At 47.6% G+C, this 21,923-nt stretch carries 19 protein-coding genes; 14 read left to right on the top strand and 5 right to left on the bottom strand.

Annotated elements, in window-relative coordinates; all coding sequences use genetic code 11:
• The first annotated feature begins 193 nt into the window (after positions 1–193).
• The 5 genes from HPY81_01160 (at position 194) to HPY81_01140 (ending at position 5,837) form a co-directional block, all read left to right on the top strand.
• Positions 194–2,317: a sigma 54-interacting transcriptional regulator gene (locus HPY81_01160; protein NPV26070.1), complete on the top strand. Its 2,124-nt coding sequence runs from the start codon at positions 194–196 to the stop codon at positions 2,315–2,317.
• 493 nt (positions 2,318–2,810) lie between these two features.
• Positions 2,811–3,062, top strand: coding sequence for a hypothetical protein (locus tag HPY81_01155; protein NPV26069.1), 252 nt, complete (start codon positions 2,811–2,813; stop codon positions 3,060–3,062).
• 172 nt (positions 3,063–3,234) lie between these two features.
• On the top strand, positions 3,235–4,074 hold the full coding sequence (psd, locus tag HPY81_01150) for a phosphatidylserine decarboxylase (protein ID NPV26068.1): 840 nt from the start codon (positions 3,235–3,237) through the stop codon (positions 4,072–4,074).
• 14 nt (positions 4,075–4,088) lie between these two features.
• Positions 4,089–5,186, top strand: a complete 1,098-nt coding sequence (locus HPY81_01145) for an HD-GYP domain-containing protein (protein NPV26067.1) — start codon at positions 4,089–4,091, stop codon at positions 5,184–5,186.
• A 126-nt stretch (positions 5,187–5,312) separates the two neighbouring features.
• Positions 5,313–5,837 carry a CDP-diacylglycerol--glycerol-3-phosphate 3-phosphatidyltransferase gene (locus HPY81_01140; GenBank protein ID NPV26066.1) on the top strand — a complete coding sequence of 175 codons (525 nt, stop codon included), beginning with the start codon at positions 5,313–5,315 and terminating at the stop codon, positions 5,835–5,837.
• A 125-nt stretch (positions 5,838–5,962) separates the two neighbouring features.
• On the opposite strand, the gene HPY81_01135 is transcribed toward HPY81_01140, so the two are convergent.
• Positions 5,963–7,117, bottom strand: a complete 1,155-nt coding sequence (locus tag HPY81_01135) for an MFS transporter (protein NPV26065.1) — start codon at positions 7,115–7,117, stop codon at positions 5,963–5,965.
• 236 nt (positions 7,118–7,353) lie between these two features.
• On the opposite strand from HPY81_01135, the gene HPY81_01130 reads away from it, so the two are divergent.
• Entirely contained in the window at positions 7,354–7,830 is a 477-nt protein-coding gene (locus HPY81_01130) for an acyl-CoA thioesterase (GenBank protein ID NPV26064.1), read from the top strand.
• Positions 7,831–7,850: 20 nt separating this feature from the next.
• Positions 7,851–8,231: a zinc ribbon domain-containing protein gene (locus tag HPY81_01125; protein NPV26063.1), complete on the top strand. Its 381-nt coding sequence runs from the start codon at positions 7,851–7,853 to the stop codon at positions 8,229–8,231.
• Between the two features lie 11 nt (positions 8,232–8,242).
• Here the strand turns inward: HPY81_01125 and HPY81_01120 are convergent, their stop codons facing one another.
• Together HPY81_01120 and HPY81_01115 are read right to left on the bottom strand one after the other, a co-directional pair.
• The gene (locus HPY81_01120; protein NPV26062.1) at positions 8,243–9,364 is read right to left on the bottom strand and encodes an MFS transporter; all 1,122 of its coding nucleotides are present in this window, start codon (positions 9,362–9,364) and stop codon (positions 8,243–8,245) included.
• Between the two features lie 93 nt (positions 9,365–9,457).
• Positions 9,458–10,357, bottom strand: a complete 900-nt coding sequence (locus tag HPY81_01115; protein NPV26061.1) for a radical SAM protein — start codon at positions 10,355–10,357, stop codon at positions 9,458–9,460.
• A gap of 285 nt (positions 10,358–10,642) precedes the next feature.
• On the opposite strand from HPY81_01115, the gene HPY81_01110 reads away from it, so the two are divergent.
• Genes HPY81_01110 through namA form a run of 5 tightly spaced genes read left to right on the top strand, consistent with a single transcriptional unit; the run spans position 10,643 to position 15,461 of the window.
• Complete coding sequence (locus HPY81_01110) at positions 10,643–11,527, top strand: MBL fold metallo-hydrolase (GenBank protein ID NPV26060.1); 885 nt, start codon at positions 10,643–10,645, stop codon at positions 11,525–11,527.
• 44 nt (positions 11,528–11,571) lie between these two features.
• Complete coding sequence (locus HPY81_01105; GenBank protein ID NPV26059.1) at positions 11,572–12,912, top strand: butyryl-CoA:acetate CoA-transferase; 1,341 nt, start codon at positions 11,572–11,574, stop codon at positions 12,910–12,912.
• A gap of 51 nt (positions 12,913–12,963) precedes the next feature.
• The gene (locus tag HPY81_01100; protein ID NPV26058.1) at positions 12,964–13,731 is read left to right on the top strand and encodes an enoyl-CoA hydratase/isomerase family protein; all 768 of its coding nucleotides are present in this window, start codon (positions 12,964–12,966) and stop codon (positions 13,729–13,731) included.
• Positions 13,732–13,761: 30 nt separating this feature from the next.
• Positions 13,762–14,397, top strand: coding sequence for an MBL fold metallo-hydrolase (locus HPY81_01095; protein ID NPV26057.1), 636 nt, complete (start codon positions 13,762–13,764; stop codon positions 14,395–14,397).
• Positions 14,398–14,426: 29 nt separating this feature from the next.
• Positions 14,427–15,461, top strand: coding sequence for an NADPH dehydrogenase NamA (gene namA / locus HPY81_01090; GenBank protein NPV26056.1), 1,035 nt, complete (start codon positions 14,427–14,429; stop codon positions 15,459–15,461).
• On the opposite strand, the gene HPY81_01085 is transcribed toward namA, so the two are convergent.
• Complete coding sequence (locus tag HPY81_01085) at positions 15,439–17,478, bottom strand: PASTA domain-containing protein (protein ID NPV26055.1); 2,040 nt, start codon at positions 17,476–17,478, stop codon at positions 15,439–15,441. The two genes, namA and HPY81_01085, sit on opposite strands and share 23 nt — an antisense overlap.
• A 267-nt stretch (positions 17,479–17,745) precedes the next feature.
• Between HPY81_01085 and HPY81_01080 the strand changes: the two genes are divergently transcribed.
• Complete coding sequence (locus tag HPY81_01080; GenBank protein ID NPV26054.1) at positions 17,746–19,140, top strand: MFS transporter; 1,395 nt, start codon at positions 17,746–17,748, stop codon at positions 19,138–19,140.
• A 103-nt stretch (positions 19,141–19,243) separates the two neighbouring features.
• Complete coding sequence (locus HPY81_01075) at positions 19,244–19,657, top strand: ferritin-like domain-containing protein (GenBank protein NPV26053.1); 414 nt, start codon at positions 19,244–19,246, stop codon at positions 19,655–19,657.
• Positions 19,658–19,710: 53 nt separating this feature from the next.
• Here the strand turns inward: HPY81_01075 and HPY81_01070 are convergent, their stop codons facing one another.
• Positions 19,711–21,069 (bottom strand): NCS2 family permease, encoded by a 1,359-nt coding sequence (locus tag HPY81_01070; protein ID NPV26052.1) that lies wholly within the window; start codon positions 21,067–21,069, stop codon positions 19,711–19,713.
• Positions 21,070–21,923 lie beyond the last annotated feature (854 nt).

Genomic DNA, 21,923 nt, shown 5'->3' with positions numbered 1-21,923 from the left:
GGATTAATTCTACTAATTCATCCATTGGTTGCTACAATAATTCGACATTCCCAGGAATTTTTCCTTCAGGTAAATATTGACATTTTTTCCCTTGCTTTTTTACCTTATTACAACAGATTATATAACCCAAGAAGGAATTGTCTTTTCCATGCGCGAATAGTTTTTTATCTACTGAAAAAGGAGAGATCAGGATATGAAGGCAAAGGTGAAGGACCTCTTGCCCCGCAAGCAAACTGCTTTCTCCAAGCGAGACACTGTCGTTAGTGTTCTGGAAACACTGCTTGCCGAAGACATGGAAGGTGGCGCGGTGCTCGACGATGATGGACGGGTTTTGGGGATCGCGGTAAAGAATGACTTGCTTCAGTTTCTCGGCCTTGATTACGAAATGCCGATCACCTGGATTCTGAATAAAGAGTGGTCGGTGATCGAGGAATGTACTGTGGTTGAGGTGGCATTTCAATTTCCGACTAACTGGTTAGTAGTGGAAAACAGTGAAGGAGCTTATCTCGGTCTTCTCTCCAAAACCCAAATCGGTATGGCTTTGCTAGAATCTTACGAGACAACTCTAAACCAGTTGAAATACGTACTGGACTCTTGTCATAACGGAATAATCGGGGTTGACCGGCAGGGAATTGTTACCCACTTTAATCCGGCCGCAGAGCGGATGGTCGGCGTGCCGGCCAGCGAGGCGATTGGCAAGCACATTGTCGAAGTTATTCCAACAACTAATATTCCCGAAGTTCTCACCTCGGGAATCCCGCAATACAACCGCCGGGTCGAATTCAACCAGGGAGTGGTGGCCATATCCAACCGGACGCCTATCTGGAAAGATGGGGAAGTTATTGGGGTCGTCGCTTGTTTTCAAGACCTGTCTGAACTAGAACTTGCCTATAAAGAGCTAAAGACCGTCAAAGACCTAAATAAAGAACTGGAAAGCATCCTGGAATCATCATACGACGGCCTGGCCATTACCGATCCCCAGGGACGCTTTATCCGGGTCAGCAATAGCTTCTTAAAGATGACGGGAGCAAAACCAGAAGATGTTCTGGGAAAAACCGCCCAGGATCTGATCGCGGCCGGTTTCTTATCAGATTCGGTCTCTTTGCGGGTGCTAAAAGAACGTAAACCAGTTTCCTTAACCGAGCGGGTCCAGTCAGGTAAGCAAATTTTCGCTACAGGCAACCCGGTTTTTGATGAAGAAGGTAACATCATCCGGATAGTCACCAACCTGCGGGACATGACGGAATTGAATTACCTCCGGGAACAGGTGCAGAAAGCCAGTGAGTTAACTGAACGGTATTATCAAGAACTGGAAGAATGGCGGGCCCGGTTCATGCTAACCACCGAGATCGTCAGTGTCAGTGGGGCGATGCGCCGGATCACTGAGCTGGCCTGCCGGGTGGCGCGGGTTGATTCAACTGTCTTGATTAGTGGGGAGTCCGGGGTAGGCAAAGAGGTCATCGCCAAGCTAATTCACCGTGCCAGTGCCCGTCGGGACGGGCCATTTATTCAGATCAACTGCGGCGCTATCCCGGAAAATCTTCTCGAATCAGAATTATTCGGTTATGAGAAAGGGGCGTTTACCGGCGCCAACCGGGAGGGACACATTGGGATTTTCGAAATGGCTAATAATGGGACACTGCTCCTTGATGAAATAGGAGAGATTCCCTTAAACCTCCAGGTCAAACTGTTACGAGCGATTCAGGAGCAAGAGATCTACCGGGTCGGCAGCAGCAAACCGATCAAACTCAATGTTCGGATCATTGCCGCTACTAACAAAGACTTGCCGGAAATGGTGCGCCAGCGTAAATTCCGTGAAGATTTGTTCTACCGGCTAAACGTTGTTCCGATGGAAATACCACCTTTGCGCGAACGGCCAGAGGACATCGTTCCGCTACTCACCCACTTCTTACAAATATACAACGAAAAATATCATCTGAATCGTCGTTTTTCAGAAGAAACTTTCCGGTTACTTGAAAAGTATAGCTGGCCAGGAAATGTCCGTGAATTGCAAAACTTAGTCGAGCGGTTGATCGTTACCAGTAATGCCGACGTAATTACGCCACTTCATCTCCCACCACACATCACCAACCGTAATGGGGAGGATGCTTCTCCGATCCGGGTTCACTCATTAATCCCATTGAAAGACGCAGAAGAACTGGTGGAAAAAGCTCTGATTACTCGAGCATTGCAACTTGGTAAAAGTACCCGGCGAGCTGCTGAACTGCTCGGGGTAACGCACACCACGATCATTCGCAAGTTAAACAAATACAGGCTTACTGGTACGAGTGATTTCCAGGTGGAATCTGATGCATAATTTGATATTTTATTGCTAAAAACCCATTTCATCATTGACGACAGACCAACAATTACAGGAAAGTGGAATTATTACGTTCCATTTGTTAATTTTTTCATTTAATGCATAGATTTCAGGCCTGATATAACGGCCTTCAAGCAACGTGATTTTTCTTCAGATTTGGAACAATTTAGTACCATTATGGAACGTCGTAATGATTGTGTTAAAAGTATATTTTAAAAGGTTTTTTCTGCCAAAGACGTCATTCTACACTGACAAATGGAACATTATTGTACCGGTAGTACATGTGCTCATTAGAACAAATTTGTAATATTTTATACTCCTTGGTGTAACTTTTCTGAACCATTAGTTGGGAATGTTGATTTAACTGGGCCGCGTTACAGCTTCCCAAAAAAATTGTAACTTTTTTCTGTCTTGCCATACTTTTGGCAAGATTTTTGCTTTTATTAATAGGCAAAGGTTTTGAGAGAGGTGTTATAAGGGGGGAGATAATATGATTACATTGAAAACTTTATTTCTCCTATTTGTTGCCTTTTACGTGACAGTTAAAATTGCCTTCTTTGTTTCAGTATGGTTTATCACCGGCGCAATTGCCCGGCGGGCTCTCCAGGAAAAAGAGAAAAGGGCAGAATCCTTACGACTGCAAGAACTGGAAGCTAAACTGGAGGCTTACGAACAACAAACCAGGAATGTAGCTAACGATAAAGTAATCTATGGTACAAGGCACAAACGCTTTGTTGCGTAAATAATGCTTCAGAAATAGCATATGATAAATGTTGTGCATATAAGGCATATAAGGGCTGAAACAAGTAAGTTTCAGCCCTTATAAATTGGTGCCCAAAGTTAATGATACACATTTATCCCCATATCGGTTATACTGGGGATGAGCTCTTTTTTGCATACGGAGGGACCAATGAATGCTAGACCAAGTACGATTGGCTTTACTGAGCATATTACCAGTCAAAATCATATCGCGTTGGTTCGGGTGGTTTGCCCGAGGGTCGGCCAGTCGGCCTCTTATTCCCTTATATGCTCGCTGTTTCAAGATCGACCTGAGCCAAGTGGAACTGGAAATTGGGGAGTACGCTTCCCTGACTGATTTTTTCGTCCGCCGGGTAAAACCAGAACTGAGACCAATCGATCCTAATCCGCATTCTATCGTCAGCCCTGTAGATGGGCTCGTTTCTGCCTTAGGCATTATCGAAACAGACCAACTGTTCCAAGCTAAAGGGGTCCATTACCGGGTCACCGAACTCCTGGCTTGCGCACCTGAACAGGTCAGCCGCTATTATGGCGGGAGCTTTATCACGATTTATCTCAGTCCGCGGGACTACCACCGCATCCACACACCCATTGCGGGAAAAGTCACCCGTTATACTTACGTGCCAGGCACCCTGTTTCCTGTTAATCCATTCGGGGTACGGGCAGTCCAGGGACTATTCGCCCGTAATGAACGTCTCATCACTTATTTGGCAACCCCGGCCGGCGAAGTGGCCATGGTTAAGGTTGGAGCGACTTTAGTCGGCAGCGTCCGGGTTGTCTACGCAGACGATGTCACTACCAATGTCACTGCCGGTCGTCTTTTTCATGGAGAACTAGCATCGGCACCTTTTTTTGACAAAGGAAAAGAGCTCGGCCGTTTCGAGTTCGGTTCCACTGTCATCTTGTTATTTGAAAAAGACCGGGTCAGTCTAAGGACTGATCTTCAGCCCGGGGAACGGTTATTGATGGGCCAAGCAATTGGACATATCAACTAGATTAGGAGGGGACAATGAGGCCCGTAGACTTATCAGATTTACAAGAAGGAATGCGGCTGGCCAAAGCCATCTATGCGCCAGATGGACGGTTGTTGCTCGGAAAAGGGGTCAAATTAACGCCAGCAGTGATTCAACGACTAAGACAGCTGGAGGTCCTGGTTGTCTATATAGAAGACGAGTATATCGGTACACTTGAGGTTGAGGAAGTAATTTCCGAATCATTGCAACAACAAAGCATACGGATCATCAAAGAGTGCGCCGAAAAAATCAGGGGCAATCAGAAGCTTAATATCAAACTGGTTACTGATATTGTCAACCAGATCCTTGACGATATCGGTTCATCACCGACACTGGTCGTGTTAAATGATATCCGCACTAAGAGCACGCATCTTTACAATCACTCAGTAAGCGTTTGTGTATTAGCTATCCTGACTGGTATCGCCATGGGCTACGACCAATTGAGGCTGAAACTTCTGGGCACTGGCGCCTTGCTCCACGACATCGGCAAAGGAACACTGGATGAAGCGATTCTGAATAATAGCAATGAGCGGTCAGCATCTGAGGAAGCCGTTTATCGCGAACACCCCACTGCGGGTTTCGAGCTCATCCGCACCTACGGTGAGCTCAGTCTGCTAGTCGCCCACACGGCTTTTCAGCACCACGAACGGTTTGACGGCAGCGGGTATCCACGTGGCTTAAAAGGGGAAGAGATCCACCCCTTTGGCAAGATTACCGCCGTGGCTGATACGTTCGATAACCTGGTTTCACCCCTAAATCCAGCCAAGCGCTTGTATCCTCACCAGGCCCTGCAGCAGATGGTAGCCGAGGCAGGAAAGGCTTTTGACCCCCAGATCCTTAAAGTGTTTTGCAAGGTGATCGCGCCCTACCCAGTGGGTTCGACTGTCCAGCTCAGTACAGGAGATATTGGTGTGGTGGTCCACGTCGATCCGGAGCACCCAGCTCGGCCCAAGGTTAAACTTATTTCCAACAAATTCGGGATCATCATTCATAAATTTCCAGTTGTCGATCTAAAGACCAGGCCCCAAATTTTTATTCAAGACGTATTAACCGAAAAACAAAGGCCCCGGTTGAAAGTAAATAACTGCAATTAGCCATCAAGCTTTTAATAAGAAGCACTCTTCTGGGCTATCTTTTTCGTTAACCAACATGCAGGAAAACAACCAGAAGTGATGAAAAGTACATAAAGTTCACCATTTTTGTTTTGAGCGGAGGTACTAGTGAGCAAATCGCTTTGTCAAATTAACCCTGTCATCGTTATAACCTGCCTGCGCTTTGTCCTTGCTCTGCCAATCGCCTGGTTATTCAAACGAAACCCGCTGGTCGCGTTAGGGCTGTTTTTATTAGCCGAATTTACTGACTTGCTTGACGGTTTTCTTGCCCGCCGATATAGTTTGACCACGAAATACGGAGCTTTACTCGATCCGCTCGCAGATAAAGCCATCTTACTGGCTTCTCTTTATGGCCTTTGGCAAGCCCATTTGATTCCGGGGTGGATATTCGCGATTGTAGTGATAAGGGATACTTTAGCTTTAACTGGAGCTACGCTTTTACTTAAGGGAGCAAATATTTTGCCTGCCAATATTCTTGGCAAAGTTACTGCTTGGCTTTTTGCGTTCGCCATAGTAAGCCTACCTTTTTGGCAGACCTTCGGCATGTATATGTTAGGTTTAGCCATAACTGGAATGTTTGTGGCATTTATCAGCTACGCGTGGGAGTTTTATCGGATAGCCAGGGGTAGGTAAGACGAACGTCATATAACACAATCCAAGTGATGAACGTTAGGTGGTGATTACCAACTGGCACATATCAGACTTAAACGGTCGGGAAATCCTGCAGGAGAACCGTTCCCATGATCCCACTGCCAGGATTATGTTGTCATCGACTTCTCCGCCAGGACAAACCACAACAATACTGCTGTCAGCACACCCATAAAGCCGCCGAAGTAGAAAGGGGCCGCCGCACCCCACTTCGTCCACAGCCAGCCCGCCAGTAATGAGGCCGGTAGTAGGCCTATCCCCACCAGGGTGGCGTGCAGGCCCATCAGCGTTCCCCGCAGGTGCGCTGGGGCAATGTCCGCAATCAGGGCTTTTTCCACTCCTTCAGTTGCCCCGGCATAGACCCCATAAAGCCCAAACAACCACCACACCGAGCTTGCTTCGCTGGCCCGGGCAAAACCCAGGTAAACCAGCCCGTACGACATATAACCGAGCACCAACAAGTTTTTCCGACCAAAGATATCAGATAGCCGCCCGGCCGGGTAAGACACAACGGTGTAGACCAGATTATAGGTCAAATAGAGGAGGATGACCGAGCCAGCGTCAAACCCCATCTGCTGTGCTCGTAACAGAAGGAACTGATTGGAGGAGTTACCAAGGGCAAAAAGAAAGACCACCACCAGAAACGCCTGTAAACGAAAGTTCAGGGAAGACCATTTCAGACTGAACTGCTTGCCTCCTACAGTTTGCACTGTCCGTTTCTCCCGCACGGCCAACAAGACAATCACACCGATTATGGACGGGATTACTGCCATCAGGAAAACCGTCTGGTAGTCACCTGTATAGAATGTGAATAAGTAATAGGCAAGGAGGATACCGAGCACCGCACCGAGGGTGTCCATGGTACGGTGCAGCCCGAAAGCGCGTCCCCGTTCACTGGCGTTTACTGAATCTGCGATGATGGCGTCGCGTGGCGCTGTTCGTACACCCTTACCAAAGCGGTCGACCAGCCGACCGCCAAAGACCCAGCCCCAGGAGGCCGCCAGATAAAACAGTGCCTTACCAACAGTTGAGGACCCGTAGCCCAATATTGTAAGCGTCTTGCGCCGGCCCAACCGGTCCGAGAAGTATCCGGAAAAGACTTTCAGCAGACTGGCTAGACTTTCAGCCACTCCTTCGATGAGTCCAACGATCAGTGGAGTAGCTCCCAGCTTTGCCGTTAGATAAAGGGGAACCAGAGGGTAAACCATCTCTGAACTGATGTCAGTTAGCAAGCTCACCAGCCCGAGCAACCAGACGTTATACATCTTTCTCACTCCCACCAATTCTTTTAGCTGCTTTCGCCCTATTGTAATCACAAAATAGAAGCAATTGTCAACGACTAACCAAATCGGTACGCGATAGAAAAGGGTAATTATTGACGAACCGTGGCAACACCGGTACACTAAAGGTATAATTTAAGGTGTAAGTTAATTGAAAACTGTTTTCATAGGATGCTACCATCAAGATACGAAGAACACCAGTTACGGAAAGGAGTCTGCCCATGGAACCAAAACCAAGTTCTGCCTCCGCGGTCACGATGGCGCAAATTGTCCTTCCTTCCCAGGCCAACGCCGCCGGGAACATGCATGGGGGAGAAGTCATGAAGCTCATGGATATCGCTGCGGGCGTCGTCGCCCAACGCCACTCCCACTGCAATGTCGTCACAGCCAGTGTAGACCAGTTAACCTTTCAGGAACCGATCTTTGTCGGCGACCTGGTTATTTGCCATGCGGAGATCGTCTATACGGGCCGAACTTCCATGGAAGTGCTGGTCACCGTCCAAGTCGAAAACTTAAGCCGAGGCGAAATAAAGGATGCATTGAAAGGATATTTCGTAATGGTAGCCCTGGACCGAAACGGTCGTCCAACTCCTGTTCCGCCGCTCAAACTGGAAAATGAAGAGCAAAAACGACGCTTTGAAGAAGGCCGGCAGCGGGTCGCTGCCCTGAAAAAAGCCGCCAGGAATTCAGCCAGCTAACAAGGAGGCGTAGGCCAGTCATGTATTGCGCGAACTGCGGCTTGGAGTTACCAGCTGAAGCTAATTTTTGCTGGAAATGTGGTCAGCCCTGTAAGGAGCCGGCCGAAACCGCATGGGAAACCTGTCAGATCGAATACGAAACCGTGCGCGACGGCTTCCTTTATCGGGGAGACGACCTTAGATTCGTGGCTCAGGCCAGTGGGCCGCGAGGTGAATACATTGCGGGGAAATCACGAGTTTTCCGTACCAGTCCGTTCTATAACCTCCCGTCGACCCAAGAACACAGGGATTTGCTGGATGTCCTGGTTAATAAGCTTATTCAGGAGGGTTGGGAACGGGTTGGGGAACCGGGAGAATTCTGGTGGAACTACACGTTCCGCCGTCCAGTCAGGGGAATTTAAGATAACTACTTTCAACCACTCAAAGATTTAGACGTTTCCGACTGAGTTCTACTCTGCGGCACCGCCACGATCATCCCGCCAACCCCAAGGGCCGCAGCAAAAAGCATTACTCCCCGATAACCCCAGCCCTGGGCGATCATCCCGCCCAAGAACGGGCCCACTGCATTGCACAGATTTAGGGTGGCCTGGAAGATACCGCTGGCCGTACCACGGTCTTCACCGGCCCGCAAGACAAGCAGAAGCGCCCCCACGTAGAGACAGGCCCAGGCTACGCCCGGCATGGCCTGCACCAGCAGCAGGGGCCAGCGGTAATGAATCAGCACGTAGCCTAAGAAAACCACGATCGACAGCGCCTGACCGAAGGCAAATACCCGCTGCGGGTGGAAGCGTTCCAAAGACCGCATGACGATAACCTGCACAACGTAATTTGTTCCCCATAAAAGTCCGATCCAGAAACGATCCAAACCCAGGGAGGTAAAATATAGGGGCAAAATAATCCACACCGATGCTGCTCCCAGGTGTCGCAAAAAGATCGCCAGGTAAACTGGAAAGCCCTGCTTTATCACAGCACTTAACTGAGGGGTGCTTTCTCTTTTTGCGATTGCTTTGCCTTCTCTGGGCGGTGAAAGGAAGAGAGAAAGAATAAAAGCCAGGGTGCAACAAATGGTACTGGCTGCAAACAGATCATCAAAATCATTCAAAAAAGCCGCAGCTATCGCTCCCCCAATCCAACCGAGCGAACTATAGGAACTGAACCGTCCCATGTCGGCGCCGGACTCAAAGGCATAAGCCACCAAAGCCGCCGTGGTAACCCCGAGGGACAAACCAACGCCAGCGCGTACCAAAGCCAAGCTCAATAGGTGTTGAGCCAGTAACTGACCAGCGAAGGCCACCGTGCTAAGCAGGAGACCCACCCGCACGAAACGTAATTTCCCCTGGCGATCTGATTGTTGGCCCGAGTAGAGGGAGGCCAGCAGATAAGCCCCTCCGTAAGCCGCGCCGATCAAACCTACTTGAAAGTTCGACGCGCCCAACTGGGCACCAAGCAGAGGAATAAAAATAGTGGAACTCTGGATGGCAACATTTAAGAGAAAATATACCCCGCTGATCAGAAAGAGTGAATTGTTTATCATCTTAATACCCTATCCTGTGAAATTCCGGTTGACACCAAAATATCACTTTTAACCAAGAAATTCAAGAAATAAAGCTTCGCAAACCACCGCAAATTAAACCCCACGCAGGTCAAACTTCGGCACAAAGAGGACAGAAGAGGTATCGTCTTCCTGGATAAATCCGTTTTCCACTCCCAACGACAGGGCATAATCTATAAGCGCCTCATAATCGGTCGGATGGAGAGGTTGGTTGATTTCCGGCCGTTCCTGGGCCCGAAACATGGGAGTGTATTGGTTCATCAGGCTGAAATACACCGAATTACCAAAGGTGTGGTGGACATACTCGATGATGCGCTTTGAGTCCTCCAAGAGGCCGGGAAGAGCCAGGTGCCGGATAATAACCCCCTTCTGGATTAAACCGTTTTCATCAAACCGGGGTGTCCCGACCTGGGAGACCATTTCTTCAATCGCTCTGGTGGCTTGCGCAAAATAATCAGGGGCCCCGGAGTAGATGATCGCATACCGGTCGTCATAATATTTCAGGTCTGGCAGGTACACGTCTACATAGCCTGCCAGGGAACGAATCGTCTCCACTGTCTCGTAACTGTTGGTGTTATAAACTACCGGGAGACGAAAACCATTAGACCTGGCTAATTCCAAACCGGCAATAATCTGGGGAACGTAATGAACCGGGGTCACCAGGTTGAGATTGTGGGCTTGCCGGTCCTGCTGCTCCAAAAAGATCTGGCTGAGTCTAGCAATAGCTACCTCCTGACCAGTCCCATGCTGGCTGATCTGGTAGTTCTGGCAGAAGAGGCAGCGTAAGTTGCAGTGGGAAAAGAAAACGGTGCCGGAGCCTTTGGTCCCAGAAATACAGGGTTCTTCCCAGTAGTGCAGGGAAGCAAGGGCTACCTTTGCTTCCAGGCCAGCCCGGCAGTACCCGATTTCTCCCTCAAGTCGATTCACGCGGCATTTTCGTGGACACAATTCACATTTTTTAAGGCGGCCGAGCAACTTCACACACCTCCAATCAATGATATTTCGCCTGACAAGTCTGATCTCCTTGTGCTCACAGCCAGAAAAACCGGCCTTGCTGAGAAGGAAAATTTAATATGGAATAGAAATAATAGTAAAAAATAACACAGGAGGGTTCAGCATGGAATTCTTCGAGGTCATTCACGCCCGGTGTGCGATTAGACAATAAAGTAAAGTGGATGAGTTAATGGGTTGTAGAAGAGAAGCAGGGTTGCAATACACCCTGCTACTTTATAAACCTTCAATTAAAGTAGGTGAGCCCTTATGACAAAACAATTAACAGATAACGTCCGGTGCTTGGGCAATCGACATTTTAATTTCTTTATCGTTGGCCAAAAAGAAGCAGCGCTTATTGAATGTGGTGTAACCGGAGCGGTCGTCAACTTTTACCAGCAGTGGCAATCAGCGGTTTTGCAGCCTGAGATTCGATACCTGATAGCCATGCACGCCCATTTTGATCACGTTTGTGGGATTCCAGCTTTACGTAAAATGTTTCCCACCGCGGCTGTTGCGGCCAGCCCCCACGCCCAAAAAGTGATGGGTAAGCCAACGGTAATGGAGAATTTTTTTGCTCAGGATGAACAAATGGTCCAGGTTCTAATGAAAGAAGGGTTTTTGCCCGAACCAGTCAGGGTACCACCGGCCCAAACTATAATAGTTGACTACCTTCTCGAGGACGGAGATACCTTATATCTAAGGACTGGGATAAAATTAGAGATAATCGCGGCTCCCGGCCACAGTCCCTGTAGTTTGGCCGCTTACTTGCCGGCCGATAAGGTGATGTTCCTCTCGGATGCCGCGGGTTTTCAAATTTCTGATACCGAAATTTTTCCCATCTTCTTTCAAGGATATGAACTGTATGTGGAAACTATTAAGCGGTTGATGGGCTATCCTACCAATGTTCTGGGCATTGCCCACGAGAGAATCTGGACTGGTAATGATATCGAGATTTTTTATAAGCGGGCGCTAGAAGCTGCGCAGAACGCCTTTAAGGAAATCAGAGAAATGACTGAAGCCGGGCTTCAGGAGGCTGAGATGAAAGACAGACTTTTTAACCGTTATTATCAAGGCAATTTACGTATATACACCCCTGAGAATATTCATACTTGTATTGACCTGCTGATCAAACGGGTGCAAGAATGTTTGTGAACGGAAATTAAATCGACATAAAACAGGGAAAGGAACAGCGAAGAATGGGACTCTTAGAAATGTATCGACAAAAACTGGTTACAGCCGAACAAGCTGCTGCTGTGGTTAAATCTGGCGACTGGGTTGAGTATGGCTTTGCTCTTGGCGCCCCGGTTGAGTTCGACCGGGCGTTGGCCCAGCGCAAAGAGGAATTGTTTGACGTCAAGTTCCGAAGCTGTTGTAGTTTATGGCCGATCGCGGTGATGGAGGCGGATCCTGACGGTGAACACTTTGTCTGGAACAGCTGGCACTTCAGCGGGCGAGACCGAGCTTTATATGATCGGGGCTCAGCGTACTACATTCCCTTCAAGTTCAATGAATTACCCCGGTTAACACGACAAGAAGTCGAACCAATCGATGTTTTTGTCTGCCAGGTGTGCCCCATGGACAAACATGGCTTCTTTAATTTCGGTCCGCAGGTAACCAACCACATGGCTCTCGTAGAAAAAGCCCGGGTGGTCATCGTAGAAGTCAACCACAGTCTGCCCCGGGTGAGAGGAGGACGGGAAGAGGTCGTCCATATTTCAGATGTCGATATGATTATTGAAGGCAACAACCCCAGTCTACCGGAGATCCCCCCAGCGCCGATCACGCCGGTAGATGAAGCGGTGGCCCGGTTGATCGTTGAAGAAATGGCTGATGGGGCTTGTCTGCAACTCGGAATCGGCGGAATGCCCAATGCCGTTGGCGCGATGATCGCCCAATCCGACCTCAAAGACCTGGGTGTTCATACCGAGATGCTGGTCGACTCGTTCGTCGATCTGTACCTGGCCGGAAAAATCACCGGGGTAAGGAAAAATATCGACCGGTACAAGATGGTCATGACTTTTGCCGCCGGGACCAAAAAGCTCTACGATTTTATTGACGACAACCCGGTGATTGCCGCCTACCCCGTAGATTACACCAATCACCCAGCCACGATCGCCCAGTTGGATAATATGGTGGCGATTAATAACGCGGTCGAAGTTGACCTCTTTGGGCAGATCTGTTCGGAGTCTAGCGGGATTCACCACATTAGTGGGACCGGGGGTCAGCTTGATTTTGTCCAGGGTGCGTATGATTCAAGGGGGGGTAAAGCTTTTATCTGCCTTTCATCGACATACACGACTAAAAACGGTGCGGTTAAATCAAGAATTCGGCCCATTCTTACCCCCGGCGGAATTGTTACCGACCCGCGGACGGCCACTCACTATTTGGTCACGGAGTACGGGAAAGTAAATCTGAAAGGGAAAACGACCTGGCAACGCGCAGAAGCAATTATCGGGATTGCCCACCCTAATTTTCGCGACGAACTCATTAAAGAAGCAGAAAAGATGAAGATCTGGCGGCGGACTAACAAGATCTAATAAATTGTATTCCAATTACAACCTGGTTAATTAAGAAGGAGTGATTGTGATTTGTACAGCACCATTCTAGTTAAACGGACAGAGGGCATTGGTTTGCTCACCTTAAACCGGCCAGACGCGCTTAATGCTCTGAATCTCCTGATGCGGGAAGAAATTCGATTAGCGTTAGAAGAGTTGGGCAAAGATGACGAAGTTCGTGTGGTGGTGATCACCGGTGCTGGTCGGGCATTCTGTGCCGGCGGGGACGTCAAAGAGCAGACGGGTGGTTTCGACGCCAGTTCTGGACGTGAGCGGATTCGCAACCTGGATCGCCTGCTCATGACCATGGTTAACTTAGAAAAACCGATTATCTGCGCTGTTAATGGAGTGGCAACCGGAGCAGGGTGCAATCTGGTCCTGGCTGCAGATCTAATTGTGGCGGCAGAAGAAGCCAGGTTTTCGGAGATCTTTATTCAAATTGGATTAATTCCTGACTTTGGCGGAATGTATTTTCTGCCTCGGTTAGTAGGTCTGCCGCGCGCGAAAGAAATGGTCTTCACCGGTCAAATGCTCACGGCCAGAGAAGCGAAAGAAATGGGGCTAATTAACCGAGTCGTTCCCCGGGCAGAATTGGAACCCGTTGTGTTCGAATTAGCTAGGGACATCGCCCGAAAATCGCCAACGGCGATTAGATTAGCCAAGTCGATTCTCAACCGCAGCCTGAGCTGTGATCTCCCGACATTGCTGGAACTGGAAGCATTCGCGCAGGGGATCTGCTTCCAATCTGAAGAACATCGCGAGCTATTGCGGGAATTCCTGGCAAAACGAAGGGAGAAATAACTTTAAAAATATATTAATGGGGGGTTGAAAATGATAATTCAGTGGCTTGGTCACGCTTGTTTTGCTATTCAATTACAAACTGGTACGACCATAATTACCGATCCATTCGATCAAAGCATTGGTTACCCATTACCTAATCTGGCAGCCGATTATATCACCATCAGTCACCAACACTATGATCACAATGCAGTCAAGACAATACTCGGCGAGCCGGTTATTATTGAAAAAGAAGGGCAATATAACTTCACAGAAGTTAATATCGTCGGGATTCCTTCTTTCCATGATTCAGATGGGGGTAAAAAAAGAGGTAAGAACATTATATATATTATCGAAGCGGAGGATTTAAGGCTCTGTCACCTGGGAGACCTGGGGCATGTTCTCACTTTGGAACAGGTGAAGGCAATCGGAGATATAGATGTGCTTTTCGTCCCCGTCGGCGGCTATTTTACTATTGACCATAATCAGGCTGCCAAGATCGTCGAACAACTCGGCCCTAAATGCGTCATACCAATGCACTACAAAACTGAATATATAGATTTTCCAATTAGCGGAGCAGATGAATTTTTAAGACATTACCCTGGCTATGAGAAAACCCAGGCTTTCTCTATTACTGGCAAAGACCTGGACCTTATACCAAAAGTTGTGCTTTTAGAATTAAAAAAATAGGTTTCTGATTAAAAATGGAGGACCTACCCATGTTGTTTTCATCGTTTTCCGTGAAAAACCTGACGTTAAAAAACCGCATTGTAATGCCGCCAATGTGTATGTACTGCGCTAACCTGGACGGAACAGTAACCGATTGGCACGTGATCCACTATGCCACGCGTGCCGTAGGGCAGGTAGGCTTACTGATTGTAGAATCCACCGCCGTTGCCCCAGAGGGGAGATTAACCAACAGTGACCTGGGGCTATGGGATGATAGACAGGTTGACGGGCTAAAACGGCTGGTTGAGGCCGTTTTAGCGAATGGCAGTCGCATTGGCATTCAATTGAACCACGGTGGACGTAAAAGCCACGTTGCCGGGCAGCCGTTGCTGGCGCCGTCCCCCATCGCATTTAACGCCAAATATGGGACACCAAAAGAAATGACCCGGGACGATATCAAGGGAGTGGTGGAAAGCTTTGCCCAGGCAGCTAGCCGAGCCGTGCGGGCGGGGTTTGACCTGATAGAAATCCATGCCGCCCATGGTTACCTGTTGAGTCAGTTTCTCTCACCATTAAGCAATCAAAGGGAAGATGAATACGGCGGTTCGCCAGCCAACCGGGCGCGTCTATTGGGAGAAGTAGTGGAAGCCGTGCAGTCCGTATTGCCATCAGGTATGCCGCTGCTGGTACGGGTCTCGGCGCATGACTTCGAAGCCGGCGGCAACACCCCCCAGGACGTGGCCGAAATGATCAACACTGTTAAACACAAAGGCATCGATGTTGTAGACGTAAGTTCAGGCGCGGTCACAGAAACCGTGCCGCGGGCTTACCCTGGCTACCAGATTCCCTTTGCTTTAACAATCAGGGAAAGAACAAATCTTCCTGTTATCGGCGGTGGCCTGATCACCGAACCCATGCAGGCCTTAAGAGTGGTGAAATCGGGAGTAGATCTGGTGTACATCGGTCGGGAATTGCTGCGCAATCCATACTGGCCCTTAAAAGCCGCTTACTTACTGGGCCAAAACATTGAATGGCCGGCACAATACATCCGCGGGAAATTTCCTACTCAACTCCACGAAAACTAACAGTAATGACTGCGCCTTCTCTGACGTATGTACCAGGGGCTACATCTTGTTTGTAAGCCACGCCGCTCCCTTCAATTTGAATCTTCAAATCGAGCAAACCAAGGATCTGGGCAGCTTCACGTACCGTTTTGCCAGTTAAGTCTGGGACAATAACTTGTTTGCTCTGCGGGTTATAGGTAACTTCTTTCCGGCCTGACAGGTTGACAAATACTGGCTGAGTGGACACTACTTTGCTCCCGGGAGATGGATACTGGTTAACAACCCGATTCTGATTCCCCTGCAGAATAGGTTGCAAACCCGCTTGTTTAATTTTTTGAACCGCTTCTTCTCCTGATAAGCCAAGTACATTCGGCACGGTAGCAACTTGTGTGTCCTGTCCATCGCTTTGGAATTCCAATGTTGTAGGATAAACCCCCAGTCTTTTTAGCGCTTCCCTGGCAATTTCTTTAAAAGCCGGAGCCGCCACCCAGCCACCGTACGGCAACCCACGCTGGGGAGCATCCACCACCACTAAAACAGCAAGCCGAGGATTATCGATCGGGACCACGCCAATGAAAGAAGCAACATACTCGTTGGGCAGATAGCCACCGGTTGGGGCAATCTTCTGGGCGGTCCCGGTCTTACCACCAACACGATATCCCTCGATCTGAGCATTTTTGCCTGTGCCAGTTTTGACTACTTCTTCCAGTAAGAGGCGTACCGCTTGCGAGGTCTCTTTAGATACGATTGGACCAGAAGCTACCGGAGTAATCTCTTGAATAATGTTTTTATCCTTATCAGCAAAAGCTTTTACCAGGTGAGGTTTCATGTATATACCATTGTTGACGATCGCGGAAACCGCGCTGAGGAGTTGAATGGGGGTAACAGCATTGGTCTGCCCAATAGAAGCTGTGGCCAGATCGATTGGTCGGTTATTTTTTTCTGGGAGTAAAATCCCCTGGGATTCACCTGGTAGGTCAATGCCGGTTTTGTTCCCAAAATTGAAAGCCCGAACATACTGGTAAAGTTTTGGCCAACCCAGACGGCCCCCAATTTGGACGAAGCTCACGTTGCAGGAATTAGCCATCGCCTTGGCTAAAGACTGCCAACCATGAACTTCGTTGTGGGAACAGCGGATCGTCCGGCCGTTCACTTGAATATAGCCAGGGCAGTTGAAATAGTCTCCCAGGCTGACCGCTTTTTCTTCCAGGGCGGCTGCCACGGTAATAATTTTGAAGGTGGAACCAGGTTCATAGTTGTAACTTACGGCTAAATTTCGCCTGGCCTCCTGGGGGTAATTATTATAATTGTTGGGGTCAAAAGTCGGCTGACAAGCCAAAGCCAGAATTTCCCCCGTGGTTACGTCCATCACGATGGCCGTCGCGCCTTTGGGCTGGTACTCTTTCATGATTTTTTCCAGCTCCCGTTCAGCCATCAATTGAATTGTTTCATCTATCGTAAGAACAATACTTTTTCCATCTTGGGGCGGGACAAGTCTTTTGGTTTCATCAGGGATATAGTGGCCCTGGGCATCGGCTTCTGCAACTAATATACCCTGGATGCCACTCAATTCCTTATCATAAAAATATTCAATCCCTTCCAATCCTTTGTTTTCCATGCCAGCAATTCCCAGCACATGCGCGGCCAGGGTTTTTTGGGGGTAAAAGCGTTGACTCCGGCTGGTTACACCAATACCAGGTAGATCAAGGCTTTTTATTTGTTGGGACTTATCAGCAGAAACCTTAAACTTCAGCCAAACAAAAGGAGAATTAGAGGTGATTTTTTCATAAACCTTCTGCTCGTCCAACTCTAGTATCCCCGCTAAATTCTGGGCGATTTCCTTTTCCCGGTTCGAACCACGAATATCGCCTGGCAGGGCAAAAACAGCATCCGCATTTACACTAATGGCCAGTTCATGAAAATTTCGGTCGTAGATAATCCCCCGGTTGGCCTCTAAAGGTATCTCTCTTGTCCGGTTCGCCAACGCCTTAAGGTAGAGGGTCTGGCCCTGGACCAACTGGAGTTGCCCAAAACGCAAAATAAGTAAGAAAAATAAAAAGGTAAAACCGCCAAATATGCATCTGGCCCGATGGTTGTATAACTTAGGCTTTTCGTGCAAAATTTTAACCCCCATATGTAGAAAATAATTCACTACAGGCATATTTTAACAATGTTTTTACACAAAACAAAGGTAAAATCAGGTAGCCCTCAAGAAAAAAGAGGAATTTGTCTACAACCGGAGAAGACTTCAAATGAAGAAAAAATGATCGCTTTGGAAGGGGCAAATATGAACGGAGAAGCTGAGTTGAAACACGATACTTCACTAAAAAAGAGCTCGCTGGTGATAGTTACCATGGCCTCGTTCCTCACCCCGTTTATGGGCAGTGCAGTGAACCTGGCGATTCCTTCTATTGGAAAAGAGCTAACGGGTGGGGCCTATTTACTCAGCTGGGTTGTTTCCAGTTTTCTACTGGCCTCGGCCGCATTCTTGGTTCCCTTTGGGCGCCTGGCCGATATCATTGGACGGAAGAAAATTTTTCTCCTGGGAATTGCTGGTTTTTCTCTGTTTTCGTTGTTATGCTGTTCTGCAAGGTCGCTTGAGGCACTCATTATCTTTCGTTTACTCCAGGGGATTGCCAGTGCCATGGTTTTCAGTACCGGAATGGCTATTCTGACTTCGGTTTTTCCTCCTGGCGAGCGGGGAAAGGTTCTCGGGATAAACAGTGCTACCGTTTATACTGGTCTGTCGCTGGGTCCAGTATTGGGGGGAGCGATGAACCACTATTTAGGTTGGGAGTCAATTTTTTATTTTAACGTGCCGATCGGGATATTGATTATCCTGCTTACCCTATTGAAGTTGCCGGGAGAATGGGTGGGAGCAAGTGGTGAAAAATTTGATTTAACCGGTTCCATTCTCTACGTTCTGGGCTTGGTCACTTTCATTTACGGTTTATCATCAATTGCCAAATCTATGGAAGCCAAATACATCTTGTTATTAAGCCTGTTTGTGATCGGTATTTTTATCTGGCAGCAAAAACAGAAAGAAAATCCGCTGCTGAATGTAGCACTTTTCAGCAAGAATATGACTTTTGCCTTTTCGAATCTGGCCGCTTTAATAAATTACAGCGCCACTTTTGCGGTAAGTTTTTTAATGTCCCTGCACCTGCAGGTCACGATGGGATTAAATTCCCAGGTAGCCGGGCTGATCATGCTCGCTCAACCGGTAGTTATGGCCCTGTTATCCCCCTTCGCGGGCAGATTATCTGACCGGATCGAACCAAGAATTGTCTCATCATGGGGAATGGGCATAGTAACTCTCGGATTATTTGTTTTACTATTTATTACGAAAACTACCCCGATCTGGCTGATCGTCGCCAATTTAATGCTTTTAGGAATTGGCTTTGCTCTGTTCGCATCGCCGAACAGCAACGCGGTGATGGGGTCAGTAGAAAAAAGGTTTTACGGCATTGCTTCCTCAACTTTGGGCACAATGAGACTGACCGGTCAAGCCATCAGCATGGCCATTGTAACATTAATTATTGCACTCTATGTTGGTAATATGGAATTAAGCCCGGCTTATTCTGACTTATTAATAAGGAGCACCAAAACTTCGTTTATTATCTTTACGGTACTATCTGCTAGCGGCATATTTGCGTCCTTGGCCAGAGGCAATGTGTATAACCAGAACCAAGCAAAATAAAAGTTTTATTTTTCTGGAAGACAAAATTAGGGTGGTATTGTGACACTTTATCAATCCTTTGAATATGATCCAAGTAACAGAACAGCTAAGGAGGAGAGATAAAGTGTACCAATACGAATTTATTGAAGACCTGGAAAAAACCATAAAAAATGAGATCTGTGATGCGGCCTATTACGAGAAGTTGGCGGAACAGGCCCCCAACGCGCAAACCAGACAAACCATATTAAACATAGCGAAGGACGAAAAAAGGCATGAGCAGCTTTTTTCCAAAGTGTATATGACATTGACTGGCACAAAACCTTCCAAGCCGGCAAGAGTCGACCCACAAGTGCCAAACTACCGTACTGCTTTAAGAGAAAGGATTATCGCCGAGATCGACGCTTATGAGCATTACAAGGATTACTATCTCCAGTCCAACCGCTTGTTTTACCGAGATATTTTCTTTGACATCATGCATGACGAAGCTGAACACGCGATGCGCCTGCAACTGTTGTTAACTGAAAGCAAAGCCGAGTAAAGCTCTGGAAACAAGGAAAGACTTTATTATTATAATGAAGTATTCATCATTCATCAAGCCGTCTGCCCTAAAATGAAGTGCAGGATAAATAAGATAGTAAGAATATACACTACGGGATTATTTTCTTTATGCCGCCCAGCTATCAATTTCACAATTGTATAGGACATAAACCCAAAGGCCAAGCCCTGAGCGATGGAGAAGGTGAGGGGCATCATGATGATGGTAAGAAAGGCTGGCAAGGCCTCGGTGAAATCATCAAATTTTATTGACCTGATTTCCCCCATCATCAATACGCCCACGATGATTAGGGCAGGAGCGGTGGCCTGCGGTGGGATCAGCCCTACCAGAGGAGCAAAAATTATGGCAATAATGAAAAGCAAGGCCACCACCACCGCGGTTAGCCCGGTCCTTCCGCCAGCGGAAACACCAGCTGCGCTTTCAATATAACTGGTCACCGTACTGGTCCCCATCAGGGCACCAAACATTGTCCCAAGCGAATCAGAAAAAAGAGCCTTGCCGATCCGGGGTAACTCTCCTTTTTCATTCAGCAAACCGGCCTTGCGTGAGACACCGATCAGAGTCCCAATATTGTCGAACAAATCCACAAAAGTAAAGGAAAAAAGGATTGAAATCAGACCAACGCTTAACGCGCCCTTAATATCCAACTTGAACGCCGTTGACTGAAGGGCGGCGAAAGGATTAGAAACAGCCAAAAAGCTGCTTATTCCCTTGGGAGCTGGCGCTACTCCGGATATGACGGCAATCACCGTTGTCAACAGAATACCCAGAAGCAATGCCCCTTTAATCCGCCGGGTAATCAAGAAGCTGGTGATAATAAGACCGACAAGGGCGACTAAAACTCCAGGCTCTTTCATATTGCCCAAGGTAACCAGGGTCGCTTCGCTTTTCACCACAATCCCAGCGTTACGCAGACCAATAAAGGCAATAAACAGGCCAATCCCTACGCCAATAGCTAAGCGCAGGACCTGGGGTACTCCGTCAACAATCCATTCCCGGACCTTAGTAACCGTCAGGAGGAAAAAAACAACGCCCGAAATAAAGACCGCGCCCAGAGCGGTTTGCCAGGGAAGCCCCATTCCGAGCACCACGGTGTAAGTAAAGAAGGCGTTTAGCCCCATTCCTGGCGCCACGGCGATCGGATAGTTGGCATAGAGCCCCATGACCAGGGTAGCAAAGGCAGAAGCAATACAGGTGGCGGCAAATGTTGCGGCTACTGGCATGCCAGCATCTTTCAAAATGCTCGGGTTGACAAACAGGATGTAGGCCAATGTGACAAAAGTAGTAAACCCGGCCAAAACCTCTGTGGATACATTGGTCCGGTTTTCTCTTAAGTGAAAAATTCTTTCTAATACTCCTGCATCCAGGGAATTTGTTTTCATCTTTGTCGACATAGTGAGACCTCCGTAAAATTTGCAAATATCTTAGATTATTATTTCCTGGTTCCTAATCGTTAATCTAAAGTTTAATTGCAGCAATAGCGTGCTGTTCATCTGTGGTACACTACTATTATGACAATATCAGGCAAAATCCAATTATCATCGCACCCCCCTGTTGTTCTCTGACATTAGAAAACTTAAAGTAGGAAATCTATTCCATGCTTATTTTATAATGTAATATCCAATAAGGAAAGAGGGAAACGTGAGATGATATGAGAATAAATCAAATGTCACTAAAGCCAGAGAAGTAGTGGTAACAGGCTGTTATAGAAAATTTTAAATTATCTGAAAAATATATTGACAGCCTGTCTTTTTTTGGTTACAATGAAAGTAACCTAAAAGATAACCGATAAGGTTATTAATTAGGATGTCCCCTGATAATTCGATAGCCCAAAGTTAATGGTAATCTGCTGACACCAGAGATTTTAACTGTGGATCTAAAAGGAAGACAATTTAAAAAGTCGAAAGACTGATTTAAGTTGTCACCGAGGTCAAATGAAATTCTGTTAGTTCAGGGAAACCTAATCTAATAGAAAAGTAAAAAGGCCAGAGGCCAAAAGTTGAAATCTTGAGATAAGCAGAGACTATAAACATGGACGAAAAATCCTTATACAATTAAGATTTAGCCATAAGGGCTGATGATTTTGAGTATAAGGAAATTCGGATAAGTAGGTGGGTAAGAGAAAATCAAGCCAACCGAAATTTCAGGGGAGAAAACAAAGGGGGGACATGCAGAATTGCAGTCTCTAACCGGCAAAGGGTAGGCAAAGGTTCTTACTAGGGGAACTTGATGCCTACCCTTTAGCTAT

This window comes from Bacillota bacterium (genome assembly GCA_013178045.1).
In the GTDB taxonomy this organism is placed as follows: domain Bacteria; phylum Bacillota; class Ch66; order Ch66; family Ch66; genus Ch66.
Note: the sequence above shows the minus strand (reverse complement) of the source record. Positions and strands in the feature narration are given on the sequence as shown.